This is a genomic window from Pseudoalteromonas 'SMAR', from assembly GCF_048515945.1.
Taxonomy (GTDB): domain Bacteria; phylum Pseudomonadota; class Gammaproteobacteria; order Enterobacterales; family Alteromonadaceae; genus Pseudoalteromonas.
In genome coordinates, this window is the sequence record NZ_JBLWMW010000012.1 from 79,143 (window position 1) to 95,667 (window position 16,525).

Annotated in this window: 13 protein-coding genes; 6 read left to right on the plus strand and 7 right to left on the minus strand. The window is 46.0% G+C overall.

What is annotated here, in order from left to right; genetic code table 11:
• A complete protein-coding gene (locus ACNKW2_RS07480) occupies positions 1-1,788 on the minus strand; it encodes a M14 family metallopeptidase (RefSeq protein WP_419147992.1) in 1,788 nt (595 codons plus the stop codon).
• A gap of 124 nt (positions 1,789-1,912) precedes the next feature.
• Between ACNKW2_RS07480 and ACNKW2_RS07485 the strand changes: the two genes are divergently transcribed.
• Positions 1,913-2,746, plus strand: coding sequence for an SDR family oxidoreductase (locus ACNKW2_RS07485; protein ID WP_419147993.1), 834 nt, complete (start codon positions 1,913-1,915; stop codon positions 2,744-2,746).
• A gap of 62 nt (positions 2,747-2,808) precedes the next feature.
• On the opposite strand, the gene rplT is transcribed toward ACNKW2_RS07485, so the two are convergent.
• From rplT to thrS, 4 genes are all read right to left on the minus strand, one after another.
• Entirely contained in the window at positions 2,809-3,168 is a 360-nt protein-coding gene (gene rplT / locus ACNKW2_RS07490) for a 50S ribosomal protein L20 (protein ID WP_336566412.1), read from the minus strand.
• 15 nt (positions 3,169-3,183) lie between these two features.
• Positions 3,184-3,384 carry a 50S ribosomal protein L35 gene (gene rpmI, locus ACNKW2_RS07495; protein ID WP_336566413.1) on the minus strand — a complete coding sequence of 67 codons (201 nt, stop codon included), beginning with the start codon at positions 3,382-3,384 and terminating at the stop codon, positions 3,184-3,186.
• A 203-nt stretch (positions 3,385-3,587) separates the two neighbouring features.
• On the minus strand, positions 3,588-4,151 hold the full coding sequence (infC, locus tag ACNKW2_RS07500) for a translation initiation factor IF-3 (RefSeq protein WP_419148003.1): 564 nt from the start codon (positions 4,149-4,151) through the stop codon (positions 3,588-3,590).
• A gap of 56 nt (positions 4,152-4,207) precedes the next feature.
• Complete coding sequence (gene thrS / locus ACNKW2_RS07505; RefSeq protein ID WP_419147994.1) at positions 4,208-6,118, minus strand: threonine--tRNA ligase; 1,911 nt, start codon at positions 6,116-6,118, stop codon at positions 4,208-4,210.
• Between the two features lie 230 nt (positions 6,119-6,348).
• Between thrS and ACNKW2_RS07510 the strand changes: the two genes are divergently transcribed.
• The 3 genes from ACNKW2_RS07510 (at position 6,349) to ACNKW2_RS07520 (ending at position 9,846) form a co-directional block, all read left to right on the plus strand.
• Entirely contained in the window at positions 6,349-7,341 is a 993-nt protein-coding gene (locus ACNKW2_RS07510) for an endonuclease/exonuclease/phosphatase family protein (protein ID WP_419147995.1), read from the plus strand.
• A 34-nt stretch (positions 7,342-7,375) separates the two neighbouring features.
• The gene (locus ACNKW2_RS07515; protein WP_419147996.1) at positions 7,376-7,822 is read left to right on the plus strand and encodes a DUF3010 family protein; all 447 of its coding nucleotides are present in this window, start codon (positions 7,376-7,378) and stop codon (positions 7,820-7,822) included.
• A 179-nt stretch (positions 7,823-8,001) separates the two neighbouring features.
• On the plus strand, positions 8,002-9,846 hold the full coding sequence (locus ACNKW2_RS07520) for an ABC transporter ATP-binding protein (RefSeq protein WP_419147997.1): 1,845 nt from the start codon (positions 8,002-8,004) through the stop codon (positions 9,844-9,846).
• Here ACNKW2_RS07520 and ACNKW2_RS07525 read toward each other — a convergent pair.
• Positions 9,830-10,432 (minus strand): TetR/AcrR family transcriptional regulator, encoded by a 603-nt coding sequence (locus ACNKW2_RS07525; RefSeq protein ID WP_419147998.1) that lies wholly within the window; start codon positions 10,430-10,432, stop codon positions 9,830-9,832. The two genes, ACNKW2_RS07520 and ACNKW2_RS07525, sit on opposite strands and share 17 nt — an antisense overlap.
• Before the next feature lie 597 nt (positions 10,433-11,029).
• Between ACNKW2_RS07525 and ACNKW2_RS07530 the strand changes: the two genes are divergently transcribed.
• Both ACNKW2_RS07530 and ACNKW2_RS07535 read left to right on the plus strand, forming a co-directional pair.
• The gene (locus ACNKW2_RS07530) at positions 11,030-12,205 is read left to right on the plus strand and encodes an efflux RND transporter periplasmic adaptor subunit (RefSeq protein WP_419147999.1); all 1,176 of its coding nucleotides are present in this window, start codon (positions 11,030-11,032) and stop codon (positions 12,203-12,205) included.
• 4 nt (positions 12,206-12,209) lie between these two features.
• Positions 12,210-15,383: an efflux RND transporter permease subunit gene (locus ACNKW2_RS07535; RefSeq protein ID WP_419148000.1), complete on the plus strand. Its 3,174-nt coding sequence runs from the start codon at positions 12,210-12,212 to the stop codon at positions 15,381-15,383.
• 62 nt (positions 15,384-15,445) lie between these two features.
• Here the strand turns inward: ACNKW2_RS07535 and ahr are convergent, their stop codons facing one another.
• Positions 15,446-16,453, minus strand: coding sequence for an NADPH-dependent aldehyde reductase Ahr (ahr, locus tag ACNKW2_RS07540; RefSeq protein WP_419148001.1), 1,008 nt, complete (start codon positions 16,451-16,453; stop codon positions 15,446-15,448).
• Positions 16,454-16,525 lie beyond the last annotated feature (72 nt).

Consider the following 16,525-nt stretch of genomic DNA (forward strand, 5'->3'; position numbering starts at 1 on the left):
CTATTTTGCTCCAAATGACATCAATACTGGGTATTTTAAATACGCTTGATCATAAAATGGCGTGTTAGCATATAACCACTCCATACGCGCTTTCGGATCATTGGCAAAGGCTTTATCTTCACGAATTTTTTTATCAAATGCCAGAGCCATTGCCGGGTTTTGTTTGAGCATTTTTCTGGCATAAGGTTCCAGTGCATAGTTTTCCACGTACTCGGTACGCTGAAAAATGCTATTAAATTCCCCCCAAGCAAAAAATGAATCCGGTGCTTCTGGGTGCAGCAGGTGGGTGGCCAACTCAGCACCTGCTTGGTCGGTGCTCACTTGATACCAATTTTGTAAGTCCACCTCTGTTGTCAGCGGCGTAATAGCAAACTCAGCTGAGACCCGAAAGCGCCCTTCAAAAGGCACTGTAGCAAACTCATGTTCAGTCACCCTTGCTTGACTCAAATTGCTGGCCATATTCGGTTCTTTGATCTGTTGTACTTCAATACCGTGTAGACGCAACTTTTCAACAATATGTGGATACGCCGGTGGAATATAAAAGTGACTTGGTACTGTGACCGTTTTACTCACTTGCTTTTGCCAGTAAATAGGCAGCTTGTCATACTGCAAGGGCTCGCCAAGGTATTTTGCCTCGAGTTGGCCAGACAGCGCACTTTCAAACTGCTTATATTTGATCCCCTTAAACTCTATGTAGTCAGGTTGATCGGCGTAGTTTCGCGCCACAACTAACCTTTTAGGAACAAACTGCGCCTCTTTTTCAACCGCTTGTCGCAACGCGCCGATGTGTTTACTTAAGCCTTTAATCACGCCATCAATAAACACATAGGTGCCCAGCACACGTTGCTTGTAAGGCTTCAACGAATGGTTTTCAACCAATATGGTTGGCAAGCCTTTAAGATCCCCCCAACCATTGGAAAAGCGTGGAGAAGCAACCCACCCGGCAAGGCCTTGCTTAAAGTCGCGCTTGTCCATTACAAACACCAGTGGCCCTGGAATATGGCCCTGCTCAGTAAGAGCGGCATTAATTTCCGGTGACAACTTTTCTTCAAGCACTTCCGCGATGGCTGGCGACTCACTGGCGAAACTGGGGTTAAAGCCATAAGTAACATCGTACTGATAATCGGCGCCATCGGTAACGTGTACGTCAATATACAGATCCGGCTGGTATTGATTGATCACTTCCATGGCCGCCCTAACACCCGGTGTGTCTAGCTTGGTGTAATCGCGATTAAGGTTGAGGTTATTGCCATTGGTACGAAAGCCCATTTCAATCGGACCACGCTGATTAATGCGGTTGTACTTACCACGACGCTCATGGCCATCGACATTAAGAATAGGAATAAACAGCAGGTTCGCTTGAGCCAAAATATCACGGCGTTTACCCGTTGCTATGTCTCTTAGCAACATAAACATGGCGTCTTTACCGTCAATTTCGCCAGCGTGGATCCCAGCTTGGACTAAAATCGTGGGCTTGGTGCTATTGACAACATTGGCTTTGTCGCCACCCTGCTCGGTAGCCACCAACATTTTTATCGCGCGGCCGCTTTGGCTGTGGCCTATGACTTCTAATTTAAACTGGGTGGGGTTGGCAGCCACAAGACGGTCAACAAAGGCCATGGTGTCGGCATAATTTGGCGATGCTAGGCCACCACTTAATTCAAAGTCGGTGGTCAGTGGCCCTTGTTTTTGGATTAATTCTTCACTGGCACCTTGCCACTCCATTAACGGTGGTAAATGGCCATTCATGCTCAGTAATGCAGTAAGCATAATCATGCTGGAACTCATTGTGTTTCTCTATTCCTCTGCTGGTATGAGGCAATTATATCAATATTTTAGATATAGGCTTACAATGTGCGGTGATTCAACAAAAATTTGCAGTTAATCGCAGGAATAATAAACAGAGGGTCACATGAGTGCTCAAAAATCGATATTAATTACCGGTTGTTCTTCTGGGATCGGCTATTATTGTGCTTTACAACTATCTCAGCAAGGCTATCAAGTGATTGCCAGTGTCAGAAACCCAGAGCACCTCAATAAGTTTGCTGGCACGAAAGTACAGTGCATTTTATTGGATTTAGCCGATGAACAAAGTATTCAAGAGGGCTTTCATCAAGCCCTAGAATTGTGCAATGGCAGACTCGATGCCTTGTTTAACAATGGCGCTTATGGTCAACCTGGTGCGGTAGAAGATCTGCCAACAGCTGTGCTGCGCCAACAATTTGAAAGCAACTTTTTTGGCTGGCATACACTCACCAATTTAGCGGTAAAACACATGCGCCAGCAAGGCCATGGCCGTATCGTGCAAAACTCATCAGTGCTTGGGCTTGTTGCGCTTCCCTATCGCGGTGCCTATAACGCCAGTAAGTTTGCTCTCGAAGGCTTAACCGATACCTTAAGAATGGAATTAAAAGGCAGCGGCATTCAAGTCAGTTTAATTGAGCCTGGCCCCATAGTCTCAAAGTTTAGAGAAAATGCGAAACACGCCTTTTTGGCCAACATTGACTATCAAAACAGTGCCCATCAACAACAGTATCAGGCGCAGTTAACTCGTTTGGGCGCAGACGACGCACCACAAAAGTTCACCCTCGGCCCTGATGCCGTATACACAAAACTACTGCACGCACTCACGGCAAAACACGCTAAACCCAGATACTATGTCACTTTCCCGACGTATTTAATGGGGTATTTAAAGCGGCTATTAAGTACCGCACAACTAGATAAACTATTATTGAAGAATAAATAAAACTAAAAAAGGAGCCAGTGGCTCCTTTTTAATTCTCTAAGAAAAACTCTTAAAGCTGCTAATTAAGCAGAAAGACCGTCTTTTGCTTTGGCAACTAGTGCTGCGAAAGCTACTTGGTCGTATACAGCGATATCAGCTAGGATCTTACGATCGATTTCAACAGATGACTTTTTAAGGCCATTGATGAAACGGCTGTAAGAAAGACCGTTTTGACGTGCTGCTGCGTTGATACGCGCAATCCAAAGTTGACGGAAAGTACGTTTCTTAGCACGACGGTCACGGTAAGCATATTGACCAGCTTTAGTTACCGCTTGGAAAGCTACGCGGTAAACGCGTGAACGCGCTCCATAGTAACCTTTAGCTTGCTTTAATACTTTTTTGTGACGTGCACGTGCGACTACACCGCGTTTAACTCTTGCCATTTCTGATATCCTCTATTAAGCGAACGGTAACATACGGTTGATAAGAACTAGGTCATTTTTATGAACCATAGTCTTAGGACGTAGGTGAAGTTTACGCTTAGAAGACTTCTTAGTCAGAATGTGACGAAGATGTGACTGTTTACGCTTGAAACCGCCAGAAGCAGTTTTTTTGAAGCGCTTTGCAGCACCTCTGTGAGTTTTTAGCTTGTAAGCCATTTGCAATAACTCCAATTGATATTGCTTAAACACAAGTAAGCAGGCGGAGATAAACTCGCTTTGAGGCCCAACTTACTACCTAAAACCGGTGAAGATTCAATATCTTACTTTATAGACTGCCGTAAATGGCAGCACTACCGGATTAACGCAGGTGGCAGTTGCACTTTAGACCTGCGTTAAATTCGTCGCGTATTATGCCGAGATTATTGCTTTTTAGCAATAGGCGCCATCATCATTATCATCTGACGGCCTTCAACTTTCTTTGGAAACGACTCAACTTGAGCAATGTCTTCCAATTCAGTTTTAATACGGTTAAGTAAATCGATACCGATTTCTTGGTGTGCCATTTCACGACCACGGAAACGAATCGTTACCTTGGCCTTATCGCCGCCTTCTAAGAATTTACGAAGGTTACGAAGCTTAACTTGGTAGTCACCAACATCAGTACCAGGACGGAATTTTACTTCCTTGACCTGAATTTGCTTTTGCTTTTTCTTTTGTTCTTTTTGGATTTTTGCTTTTTCAAAAAGGAACTTACCGTAATCCATCACCTTACACACAGGTGGTTCCGCGTTTGGACTGATCTCAACAAGATCAAGTCCTGCTTCTTCCGCCATGGTTTGTGCGTCTCTTAATGAGACAATGCCAGCTTGCTCGCCTTCAGCGTCAATTAAGCGAACTTCTTTCGCTGTAATCTCTTCGTTAATACGATTTTTCTGAGCGTTATTTTGCCCTTTTTTGCCGCCTCTAATGGTACGTTCCTCCAAAAAATTCAAAAATAGTTGCGTGCACAAGAAAAAGGAAAGTGCACGCAAGTTTATATTTATAGTCGATTTTTAATCTCTTCGCTAATCTTAGCAATGAAATCATCTACCGCTAGTTTACCTAAATCTTCACCAGTTCTGGTTCTTACCGCAACTTCTTGTTGCTCAACTTCTTTATCACCAACAACCAGCAAGTAAGGTATACGTTTTAAAGTATGCTCGCGGATTTTAAAACCAATTTTCTCATTTCTCAAGTCAGCACAAGCTCTTATTCCAAGTTTATTCAACTTTTGTACAACTTCGTGAACATAATCAGCTTGTTTATCGGTGATATTCATAATCACCACTTGCTTAGGTGCTAACCAGGTTGGGAATTGACCCGCATACTCTTCGGTTAAAATACCAATAAAACGCTCTAATGAACCTAAAATGGCGCGGTGGATCATCACCGGCGTCTTACGCTCATTGTTTTCTGCTACATAGGTTGCGCCTAAGCGTCCTGGTAATGCAAAGTCTAACTGTACAGTACCACACTGCCATGCACGCTCCAAGCAATCGTACAAGGTGAATTCAATTTTTGGTCCATAGAATGCACCTTCACCTGGTAAATATTCAAACTCGATGTCATTGGCTTTCAATGCCTCGGCCAGTGCCGCTTCCGCCTTGTCCCAAATTTCGTCTTCGCCAATGCGTTTTTCAGGACGAGTAGATAGCTTCACCACGATTTTTTCGAAACCAAAGGTTGAATAGGTGTCGTATACCATCTTGATACACGCCGACACTTCTTCCATGATTTGTTCTTCAGTACAGAAAACGTGGGCATCATCTTGAGTAAAGCCACGAACACGCATTAAGCCATGCAGTGCACCAGACGGCTCATTACGGTGACAGCAACCAAACTCAGCCATACGTAATGGTAAGTCACGGTAGGATTTTAAGCCTTGGTTAAAGATCTGTACGTGGCCTGGGCAGTTCATGGGCTTGATGGCGTACTCACGCTTTTCCGACTCAGTGGTAAACATGGCATCGGAATACTTATCCCAGTGACCTGATTTTTCCCACAGACCGCGGTCCATCATCAATGGCCCTTTTACTTCTTCGTACTGGTATTCACGCAGTTTTTCACGAACAAAGTCTTCTAGCTCACGGTAAATGCTCCAGCCGTCGTTGTGCCAAAATACCATGCCTGGCGCTTCTTCTTGCCAGTGCCACAGGTCTAGCGCTTTACCAATTTTACGGTGATCGCGTTTTTCCGCTTCTTCTAGGCGTTTCAAATACGCTTTAAGTTGTTTCTTATCTGCCCATGCAGTGCCGTAGATACGCTGCAACATTTTGTTTTCAGAGTTACCACGCCAATAGGCACCAGCCACTTTCATGATCTTAAAGTGGTGACAGAATTTCATGTTCGGTACGTGCGGGCCGCGGCACATATCGATGTATTCTTCATGATGATAGAGCCCAGGACGATCGTCTTGTGAAATGTTTTCGTCAAGGATTTCAATTTTGTATGATTCGCCACGTGCGACAAAGGCATCACGTGCTTGTTGCCAGCTTACGGTTTTTTTCACCACGTCGTAGTTGGTTTTTGCCAATTCCAACATGCGCTTTTCGATGGCTTCTAAATCTTCTTGAGTCAACGAATGGTCAAGGTCAATATCGTAATAAAAGCCATTATCAATGGTTGGACCGATTGCCATTTTAGCTTCTGGGAACAACTGTTTAACGGCGTGGCCAATTAAGTGAGCACAAGAGTGGCGGATAATTTCCAAACCATCTTCGTCTTTCGCTGTGATAATTTCCAGCTTGGCGTCTTGCTCGATAACATCACATGCATCCACACGTTCGCCATTAACGCGACCGGCGATGGTGGCTTTAGCAAGGCCGGGACCAATGTCTTGTGCAACTTCTAAAGTGGTAACCGGGTTTTCAAAAGTACGCTGACTGCCGTCAGGAAGTGTAATTACTGGCATGATAAATCCTATTTACAGTGGTGGCGCCTACAATGCGTCACATGTATGTTTTTATATTGAGTTAAAAGTGTGCCTATCAACGCTTTTACGAATAAGCATTGTCATTTATTAAGCGCTTAGTTCGAGGACTTTCGAATAAGACGCCGTATTCTCGCGTGTTACTTGGCTAAGTGCAAGCCTATGACTAAAATAAACACTATCTATTTGCAGAAAAATGTACTGGAATATCAGTGGCCAAAAAAAGCTATCGCTTTGCAACCTTTAATCTGCTTAATTATGCTGAGCCCCCCTACTCGTTTTACCAACTCCACGAGCGTTACACCGAGGAGCAATGGCAAACTAAAAGCCAGTTTATTAGCGGTATGATCCAGCATATCAACCCGGATATTATCGTTTTTCAAGAAGTTTTCACCCCAGACAGCCTACAAATACTGTGCGAAGACTTAGGGTTAGTACATTTTGCCACTGTAGATAGCCCGACACCGGATCACATTTACCCTAACGTGTTATTTCAGCCGGTGGTGGCCATTGCCTCGCGCTATCCATTTCGCTCCTTTGCACCCCTAGAGCCTTGCCCCGAGCTGTTGGAGTATTTAAATAACCAACATCAGTTTCGTTTTAACCGCACGCCAATTAAGTGTAAGTTTGACATTCCAGGATTTGGTTTATTGGCCTGTTATGCCGTGCATTTTAAATCACAGCGTGTGCACTCTATGGCGCACATGTTTGCAGAGGGCAGCCAAGACGACCCATTACTGACCTTATTACATGAAACCGTTGGCACCATGCAAACCCAAATCTCACGCTCACTGGAGGCTTCAGTGATATACTATGACGCGTTAAAAACACAGCGTGAAAAACAGGCTGCTACTTTGGTGATGGGAGATTTTAATGATGCCATAGACAGCCCTGCGTTATCTTTTATGAACCGCTCATTTCCCACCACCGTGAATGCCAACCAGTTTGATAGCGTTGGCTTGTTTGACAGCTTTTTGTACGCTGACAATACCAGCGAGAGCAAACCGCCGACCCACTTCTACCAAGGCAAAGGCAATGTGTTAGACTATATTCTGTGTTCCAAGGAATTTAATCCCAATTGCCCCAATTCAGCCATAAGCGGCTTACGCTATTACAGTTACGATAGTCACTTGGATCCTAAACGCGTCGATGAAGATATTTGCTATTCTGATCATGGCGCCATAGCAATAGAAATAACACTGTGAGATAATTCATTTTTTACATCATTTGGACACCACAATGAAAACACTTGGAGTTGAAATTTCCGGCAGCGAAGCCTTGCTTTGCATGTTAACGAAAGAAGACGACGTTTTTGATATCAGAGATATTCGCCAGCGCCGCTTTACCTTAGCTAACCAAGGTGCTGAGCTTGAAGAAATGCGTAAATTCCAATTCGACGTAGCCAAGCTAGTTGAAGATTATGGCGTCGACTCAATTGCTATCCGTCAACGCCCTCATAAAGGGAAGTTTGCAGGCAGTGCTGCAGGTTTTAAGATGGAAGCGGCATTACAACTGATCCCCAATATTGACGTACAACTGCTTTCTGGTAGCGAAGTAAAAGAGCAATTAAAAAAGAACCCTATCCCGGTGGATTATGAAGACACTGGCTTGAAGAAGTTCCAAGAGCAAGCCTTTATCAATGCCTACGTGTATATTTTGCGCAAAACCTACGGCAAAATTGAGTAAACGAAAGGCTCACCACTAACCTCCCAACCGCGCGGGTTAAGCCAGTGTTCTCGCGCGATGACTCTTTGCTCTTCGGTGCTTGAAGCGCATAAGTGCCCATATGGCACCAATCAAAGCTCGCTAAGTCCATAATCGCAATGATAAACTGCCACCATTGATGAATAAGTGACTACTGCAGCATGTATAAAGTTTTTGAGCGCTTTACCAACCCTTTCCCAAGCCAAGAAGCGGGACAACCTCCGCAAGGACTCCTGGCATTTTGTCGTTTTTATACCCAAGGCATGGAATTACCATTACTCGCCATGTCATTAATGGCCGCCGTGTTGGCAATATTAGAAGTCACCTTGTTCGGCTTTATGGGCGACTTAGTTGACTGGCTGTCGGCGTACACACCAGAGACACTATTTGTGGAAAAGCGCGACGAGCTCATTCGCATGACACTCATCACTCTAGTGGCACTGCCCTTATTAGTGCTGTTTCACAGCGCAGTATTACACCAAAGTTTATTGGGTAATTACCCCATGGCCATTCGTTGGCAAGCCCATCGCTACTTGCTAAAACAGTCGATGACGTTTTATCAGGACGAATTTGCCGGACGCATTGCCACTAAGGTGATGCAAACTGCCTTAGCAGTGCGAGAGTCAGTTATGAAGCTGCTCGACGTCTTGGTCTACATCATGGTCTATTTTACCGCCATGCTGGCATTGGTTGCCAGTAGCGATATCCGCTTAATGATCCCCATGCTTATTTGGCTCGCCTGTTACATTGGTTGCCAATGGTATTTTGTGCCGAAATTAAAGCGTGTTTCCAGCGACCAAGCCGATGCTCGCTCAGAAATGACGGGTCGCATTGTCGACAGCTACACCAATATTTCTACGGTTAAGTTGTTTTCTTACACGAAACGAGAAGAAGACTACGCCAAAGACAGTATGGATGTCTTCATCCAACCGGTTTATAAACAAATGCGTCTCGCCACAGGCCTGAATGTCACCATTCAAGCACTCAATTATCTGTTGGTGTTTTCCGTCGCAGCCCTGTCATTGTATTTATGGTCTTTTAATGCCATCACCGCTGGTGCCATTGCCATCACCGTGAGTTTAGCACTGCGACTCAATGGTATGGCACAATGGATCATGTGGGAAATTAGTGGCTTATTTGAAAACATTGGTACCGTTGCCGACGGCATGAATACCCTATCGCGCCCCTTGGAAATTGTCGATGACAGGGATGCCAAACCATTAGCGTTTAAACAAGGTCAAATTGATTTTAGCCATACCACCTTTGCCTATAAACGCAAAGATGTCACCAAGCAGCACAATGTAATTGACGACCTTAATCTAACCATAAAACCTGGGGAAAAAATTGGCGTGGTGGGCCGCTCCGGTGCTGGTAAATCCACGTTAGTTAATTTACTGCTGCGCTTTTACGACACCGACTCTGGCAGTATTGCCATAGATGGTCAGGACATCGCTAAGGTGAAGCAAGAAAGCCTAAGGCAACATATTGCCATGGTGACGCAAGACACATCACTATTACACCGTAGTGTCCGAGACAATATTTTATATGGTCGCCCTGATGCCAGCGAAGAGGAACTGATAGCCGCCACCAAAGAAGCCCAAGCCTATGACTTTATTCAAGAGTTAGAAGACAGTCATGGCAACACCGGTTTTGATGCCCAGGTGGGTGAACGTGGCGTCAAGCTCTCTGGTGGCCAACGTCAGCGCATCGCTATTGCACGAGTACTGTTAAAAAATGCGCCGATATTAATTTTGGATGAAGCCACCTCTGCGCTGGACTCTGAAGTAGAGCAAGCCATTCAAGAAAGTCTCGATGCCTTAATGGAAGGTAAAACGGTGATTGCCATCGCTCACCGCTTATCGACCATTGCGCAAATGGACAGGTTAATTGTTATGGATCAAGGCCGAATTGTGGAGCAAGGTAACCACCAAGCGCTATTAGCTCAAGGTGGTATTTACGCCAAACTGTGGTCGCACCAAACCGGTGGCTTTATTGGAGTGGAGTAACGCCATTGCAAAATAGCGTAACGGCCTTTTTTACCACTTGGTCGAGTTCAGCCTCGGGCATGGGGGCCTGCCATTTGATGGCACGCTCCCAATAGCCTAATTTTTTTAACGCGCCCCAAAAATAAGAGGCAGCAAAATCGGCATCGTAGTGGCCTAAACAGCCGGCTCTGGCAGCATCGTCAAACCACTGGATCATCGCCGCTTCACAATGGCCAAATTTTTCATTGAGGTTTTGCGCGCGTTCATAGCTGCGCATGGATTCAATCATCACAATGCGCGACAAGCGCATGTAATCTTCATCATTGAGTAACGTCATGGCACTTTTCGCTAAGTGCTCAAGTTGTACTGAAAAGTCGTAATTAGGAATAAATTGAATGGCGGTAATGGGTTTGATCCGCTCGATTAACAGCTCAACTACGGCGTCGAATAACTCGTCTTTGGTGGAGTAATGCTTATATAATGTGCGTTTAGACACCTCAGCAGATTGGCTGATCGACTCCATGGTTGTCGCTTGAAGGCCTTTTTGTGCGAACTCTTCTATTGCCGCGCACAAAATAGACTGCTGTTTCTGAGAAAGTTGCGTCATTGATTTATTACTATCGTTAAAATTTAAGCAAAAAGCGGCTTCGCTACACTATCTTTGACTTCCTTGACTGCTTTTACATTCGAAACTGCTGTATAAAGTCGGCAATCATACTGAGATTTGTCGTCAATGCTAAGTAAAATCGCCTTTTATGTCATTGTAATCAAACTTACCCTTAATAAAAAGTACACACCAGTGTTTACTTTATTCGGATAAATGTACACGGAAGCGTTTACCTTTTACGTTACAAAGTATACACTAGCGTTTACTTGTTAATTTGTCGAGCTGAACCAACGAATAAGTGATTAAATATTATACTTCTCGGTGACTAGGCATTAGACTTTTACTTTGGTGTGGTAAAAGTGACAACAGAATTAATACCCACTTGCTTAATTAAGTGGTCTATTTGAGGCAACAAGATTTACCGCTCACTGCGGTTAAATGTACGCCCCTCAAGTTGCGCAAGTATTAATTCGGGTTGGTATAGAATAACTCCACTGTATTGCATCCAGTATGGGGTAAATTGACAATCAACAAGGCAGTTCTTTGGCCATCACAGGCTAAAGTAGCAACAATGATCATATAGGAATTGGAGTATTCATGTATCCAGCATTAATACGCAGTCGTGTAAAGCAATTATCTTTTTTACTCCTTGCGCTGGGCACTCTTAGTGCATGCTCAGAAGCACCAAAATCAGGCCAAGGTGGCGGTATGCCGCCAGCCCAAGTGAGTGTGCAAGAGGTTAGTCAACAATCAGTCCCCTTCGATATCGAATTACCGGCAACCCTTGCCGGTGACAAAGAGGTCGAGATCCGCGCTCGAGTCGCAGGCATTATTGAGTCTCGTAATTTTGAAGAAGGTCAGTTTATCAAAGCTGGGCATTCTTTATTTACCATTGAATTAGAGCCATTTAAGCTGGCGGTAGAAAAAGCCGAAGCGGCACTGCAAGCAGCCGAGGCTAATGTCGCGCAAACGCGCCGCGAAAGCAAACGACTAGAAAGGTTAAAAAATGAGCGCTCGGTATCTAAGCGTGATTTTGACAACTCAGTGTCGGCGTTTGAAATTGCGCAAGCCAACCTAGAGTCAGCCAGAGTGGCATTAAAAGAAGCGCAATTAAACCTCGAATACGCTCAGGTAAAAGCGCCAGTGTCGGGCATTATGGGCAGAGAGTTGATGTCAGAAGGCAGTTATGTTTCTGGCCCTAGTGTGCTGCTGACTGAGCTGACCGATACCAGTACCATTCGTGCTCGCTTTGGTTTTTCCGAGCGTGAACAATTGACCATGCGTAAAGACGTTGAAGCTGGGACCTTGAGCTTACCTGAAAATAATGAGTTCGATACCACGGTTATTTTGCAAGACGGTTCGGTCTATGGCCAAGTAGGCAAAGTCAACTTTAGTGACGTCCGTGTTAACCGCCATACCGGCACTAGCGAATTGCAAGCGCGCATTGACAACCCAGATGGAGAACTGCGTCCTGGGCAATTTGTTCGAGTTCGCCTCTCTGGTGCGGTGAGAAACAATGCCATCGTGGTGCCGCAAAAAGCAGTACTAGACAATGGCACAGGTAAATTCGTTTATATCGCAACACAAAACGAAAAAGGGGTCACTGTTGCACTTCCTGCCCCGGTGAAAGTGGGTGAATGGGTTAAGCTTGACGGTGAAAACATGTGGGTGATCCGCTCTGGGCTAAAACCTGGGCAACCGGTGATCGTTGAAGGCATGGCGCGTATTTTCTTCCCCGGCATGCCGGTTAACGTGAGCGAACAAGGAGCGTAATCGTATGTTCTCTCGCTATTTTATTAATCGACCCATATTCGCGTTTGTTATTTCAATCGTGATTGTACTGGCAGGCCTTGCAGCCATGCGCAGTTTGCCCGTGGCGCAGTACCCTGAAATTGCTCCTCCCCAAGTAGAAGTGCGTGCGGTTTACCCGGGCGCTTCGGCCGATGTCCTAGAACAAACGGTCGCGACTCCCATCGAGAACGCCATTACCGGTGTCGAAGGCATGATGTATATGACGTCCACCAGTACCAACTCGGGCGTTACTACCATTGCCGTGACGTTTGAAATTGGCACCGATGTCGATCAGGCCGCGGTGGATGTTAATAACCGCGTCAAGCAAGTGGAAGCCAGGTTACCAGAAGAAACTCGCCGCCAAGGCGTGGTAGTACAAAAAACCTCATCAAACTTCTTGCAAGTGCATGCGTTTTATTCTCCGGATGGCAGTCGCAGCAGCCTGTGGACGTCGAACTACATCACCATGAATATTCTCGACCGCGTTAAGCGTATTCCTGGTACCACCAATGTGCAAATCTTTGGTGCCAAAGACTATGCCATGCGAGTTTGGCTGCGCCCTGACATCATGAGCCAATTATCGGTCACGGCTGATGAAGTGGCCGGCGCCATTCGTGAGCAAAACTCACAGTATGCCGCAGGCAGTATTGGTGCCACTCCTACTGCACAAGATGAACAATCCTTGGTATACAGTGTGACGGCAAAAGGCCGCTTATCCACTGCTGAGGAATTTGAAAATATCATTATTCGTGCTAACCCAGATGGCTCCACCTTACGCTTAAAAGACGTGGCTCGGGTAGAGCTTGGTTCTAAAGATTACAACTTCCAAGGTACGCTCAACGGTAAAGAAGCGGTATTACTTGGGGTCTTCTTGCAACCTGGTGCCAATGCGTTAGATGTGGCAACCGCAGTAGAAGCAGAAATTGAAGCAATCAAGCCACAATTTCCCACGGGCCTTGCTCATGTCAACTCGTACGACACCACCCGCTTTGTCGAAGTCTCTATTCGTGAGGTGTTAATCACCTTAGGTGAAGCCATGGTGTTGGTATTCTTAGTGGTGTACTTGTTTTTACAAAACTGGCGCGCCACCTTGATCCCCACTTTGGCGGTGCCAGTGTCCTTGCTGGGCACGTTTGCTGGCATGTATATGCTGGGCTACTCCATTAACACCTTAACCTTATTCGGCATGGTATTGTCCATTGGTATTGTCGTCGATGATGCCATCGTGGTGCTAGAAAACGTTGAGCGGATCATGCACGAACAAGGGCTACAAGCTCGTGAAGCGGCCATTAAGGCAATGCAAGAAGTCAGCGGTCCTGTGGTCGCCATCGTGCTGGTACTGTGTTCGGTGTTTGTCCCCATTGCCTTTTTAGGTGGGTTAACCGGCGAGTTGTTTCGTCAATTTGCCATTACCATTTCTATTTCAGTGAGTTTGTCTGGTGTGGTTGCCCTAACCATGACGCCAGCACTGTGTGTGATGCTATTAAAGCACGAGCATAAACAAACCGCTAAATTCTTTTTGTGGTTTAACGATTGGTTCCACCGGGTAACTAACCGCTACGTTGGTACAGTAAGCTTTATGGTACGCCGTGGCTTTATTGGTCTCACCTTAATGATTGCTATGATCAGTGCAACCGCCATGCTATGGCAAAAAACTCCAAGCTCATTAGTACCGGACGAAGATCAAGGCTATTACATGATTGCGGTGTTTTTACCGGATGGCTCGTCATTGGAGCGTACCGCGGAAGTGGCAGATAAGGTGATCGCAGCGGCAAAGTCGAACCCGGCGAATGAAAACGTGGTGGCTTTTACCGGCATGGACTTTATTGGCGGCGGCTTTAAAAATAATGCGGCAACCATGTTCGTCACTCAAACCCATTGGGATGAGCGGGATGTCGAAGCCAAAGATTTGGTTAACGAGCTGTTTATGAAGACCGCGGGGATCAATGAAGCCTTAGTGTTGGCCTTCAACCCACCGCCTATTTTTGGTCTTGGCACCACCGGTGGCTTCGAAGTGTTTTTGCAAAATAAAGGCAGTACCGATCCTGAAAAGCTTAAACAAGGCATGCAGCTGTTAACCGCTGAAGCGCAAAAAAGCCCAGTGTTAGCCAGTTTGCAAACCCTATGGCGCCCTGATGCACCACAGTTAAAAGTGAATATGGATCGTGAACAGGCACGCGCTATGGGGGTTAATATTAACTCTGCGTTTAATGCCTTAGCCGCGAATTTAGGCAACTACTACGTCAATGACTTTAATAAATTTGGTCGTGCTTGGCAGGTGATCATGTCTGCCGAGGCCGAATTTAGAATGACCCCAGAAGACGTTGGTCGTATCTATGTTAAAAATAATCGCAGTGAAATGGTGCCAATTTCTGCCTTTACTGACATTGAATACAGTCGTGGCCCAGAAACCATGAATCGCTACAATAACTTGTCAGCGGTTAAACTAATGGGTGAGGCAGCGCCAGGATACAGTTCAGGTCAGGCGATTGCCGAGTTTGAGCGCATTGCCGCAGAGGTATTGCCACCGGATATGACCTACGAGTGGACCGGCTCGGCGTATCAAGAAAAGCAAAATACTGGCACCACAGGCATTGCTCTTGGCATGGCGGTGATCATGGTATTCTTAATCCTAGCGGCCCTGTATGAACGCTGGTCATTGCCATTGTCGGTGATGCTAGCCCTGCCATTTGGTACTTTTGGTGCATTGGTGTCGATTTGGATTGCCGGATTAACCAACGACGTATATTTCCAAATTGGCTTGGTGACGTTACTAGGTCTTGCCAGTAAAAATGCCATCTTAATTGTTGAGTATGCGTTGATGAAATATCAGCAGGGCTGGAGCCCGGCAACGGCGGCATTAGAAGCAGCACGATTACGGTTTAGGCCCATTATTATGACTTCACTGGCGTTTATCCTTGGTGTTGTGCCATTGGTGCTCAGCTCAGGGGCTGGTGCTGGAGCAAGACACAGTGTCGGTACCGGGGTCATGGGTGGCATGTTATCAGCCACTTTCTTGGCGGTGTTCTTTTTGCCGCTGTTCTTCTATTGGCTGATGGCAAGGCGAGTGTCAGAAAAGCGCAGTAAACAAGCGCTACGTGATGAAATTGCCAAGCATCATAAAGAGGAACACGTCGAAACCGACGAAGGTCTCGCCTAACTCTAACAAAGTAAAAGCCCGCAATTGCGGGCTTTTTACTGACTGCACTATTTAGAAAATAGTTATTTATGTTGCAGCACAATCCGATAGCGCGCTTTTCCGGCACGCAAATGATCCAGTGCCTGATTAATCTCGGCAAAATCGAACAGCTCAATTTGCGGTGCAATGTTATGCTGCGCAGCAAACTCCAGCATTTGCGCTATGGTTGCAGGACTACCCACCGGTGAAGCCGAGACACTACGCTGCCCCAGCAATAAACCAAATAAGCTCAAATCCAATGGCTCTAACGTCGCGCCAACAAAGTGCAAACGGCCCTTAGGTTTTAAGGTGTTAATATAAGCATTCCAGTCCAGCTTGACGTTCACCGTGGAAATAATAAAGTCAAACTGCCCTGCCGCTTGCTCAAGCTCGGATTCTGAGCGCGAGTTAATAATATGATGGGCGCCAAATGATTTGGCTTCTTCAGCTTTACTCTCACTGGAGGTGAATGCCGTCACTTCACAGCCCCACGCATTTAAAAACTGCAACGCCAAGTGCCCTAAACCACCGATCCCTATGACAGCCACTTTGTCAGTGGGCTTAACATCAAATTGCACCAAAGGGTTAAACACGGTAATGCCACCGCAAAACAGCGGACCTGCGGTTTTTAAATCAAGTTGCTCTGGTAACGCTACAACGCTTTTGGCATTGGCTCTGACCTTATCGGCAAAACCACCGTGGTGACCAATAATAGTGCCTTGTGCATCGCCACAGAGGTTTTCATCACCGCTGTCGCAGCTAGGACAATGGCCACAGTAATCGCTGTGCCAACCCAAACCAACTTTTTGACCAACGCTGAGGCCTTGCACTTGCTCGCCAACTTGGGTTACACGGCCAATAACCTCATGTCCCGCCACCAGCGGGTATTCACTCATGCCCCACTCGTTATCGATCATGGATAAGTCGGAATGGCAGATCCCACAGTATTCCACGGCAATTTCGACGTCTTGTACAGCAAGCTCTCCTGGCTCGTACGAATAGGGTTCTAATTTACCGCCTGCGTGTTGCGCAGCATAGGCATTAATGCTCATAGTATTTCCTTCCTTTCTTTTAGGGCGTGTTGATCTTTCGTGAGTAATTTTTGAACAGCATGGTAAAGGGTT

What these genes read in the sequence shown, in the direction of transcription:
- ACNKW2_RS07535 (WP_419148000.1), top strand. Translation starts at nt 12,210, where the DNA reads ATGTTCTCTCGCTATTTTATTAATCGACCCATATTCGCGTTTGTTATT.
- ACNKW2_RS07525 (WP_419147998.1), bottom strand. Translation starts at nt 10,432, where the DNA reads ATGACGCAACTTTCTCAGAAACAGCAGTCTATTTTGTGCGCGGCAATA.
- thrS (WP_419147994.1), bottom strand. Translation starts at nt 6,118, where the DNA reads ATGCCAGTAATTACACTTCCTGACGGCAGTCAGCGTACTTTTGAAAAC.
- ACNKW2_RS07485 (WP_419147993.1), top strand. Translation starts at nt 1,913, where the DNA reads ATGAGTGCTCAAAAATCGATATTAATTACCGGTTGTTCTTCTGGGATC.
- rpmI (WP_336566413.1), bottom strand. Translation starts at nt 3,384, where the DNA reads ATGGCTTACAAGCTAAAAACTCACAGAGGTGCTGCAAAGCGCTTCAAA.
- ACNKW2_RS07530 (WP_419147999.1), top strand. Translation starts at nt 11,030, where the DNA reads ATGTATCCAGCATTAATACGCAGTCGTGTAAAGCAATTATCTTTTTTA.
- ACNKW2_RS07480 (WP_419147992.1), bottom strand. Translation starts at nt 1,788, where the DNA reads ATGAGTTCCAGCATGATTATGCTTACTGCATTACTGAGCATGAATGGC.
- rplT (WP_336566412.1), bottom strand. Translation starts at nt 3,168, where the DNA reads ATGGCAAGAGTTAAACGCGGTGTAGTCGCACGTGCACGTCACAAAAAA.
- ACNKW2_RS07515 (WP_419147996.1), top strand. Translation starts at nt 7,376, where the DNA reads ATGAAAACACTTGGAGTTGAAATTTCCGGCAGCGAAGCCTTGCTTTGC.
- ACNKW2_RS07520 (WP_419147997.1), top strand. Translation starts at nt 8,002, where the DNA reads ATGTATAAAGTTTTTGAGCGCTTTACCAACCCTTTCCCAAGCCAAGAA.
- ahr (WP_419148001.1), bottom strand. Translation starts at nt 16,453, where the DNA reads ATGAGCATTAATGCCTATGCTGCGCAACACGCAGGCGGTAAATTAGAA.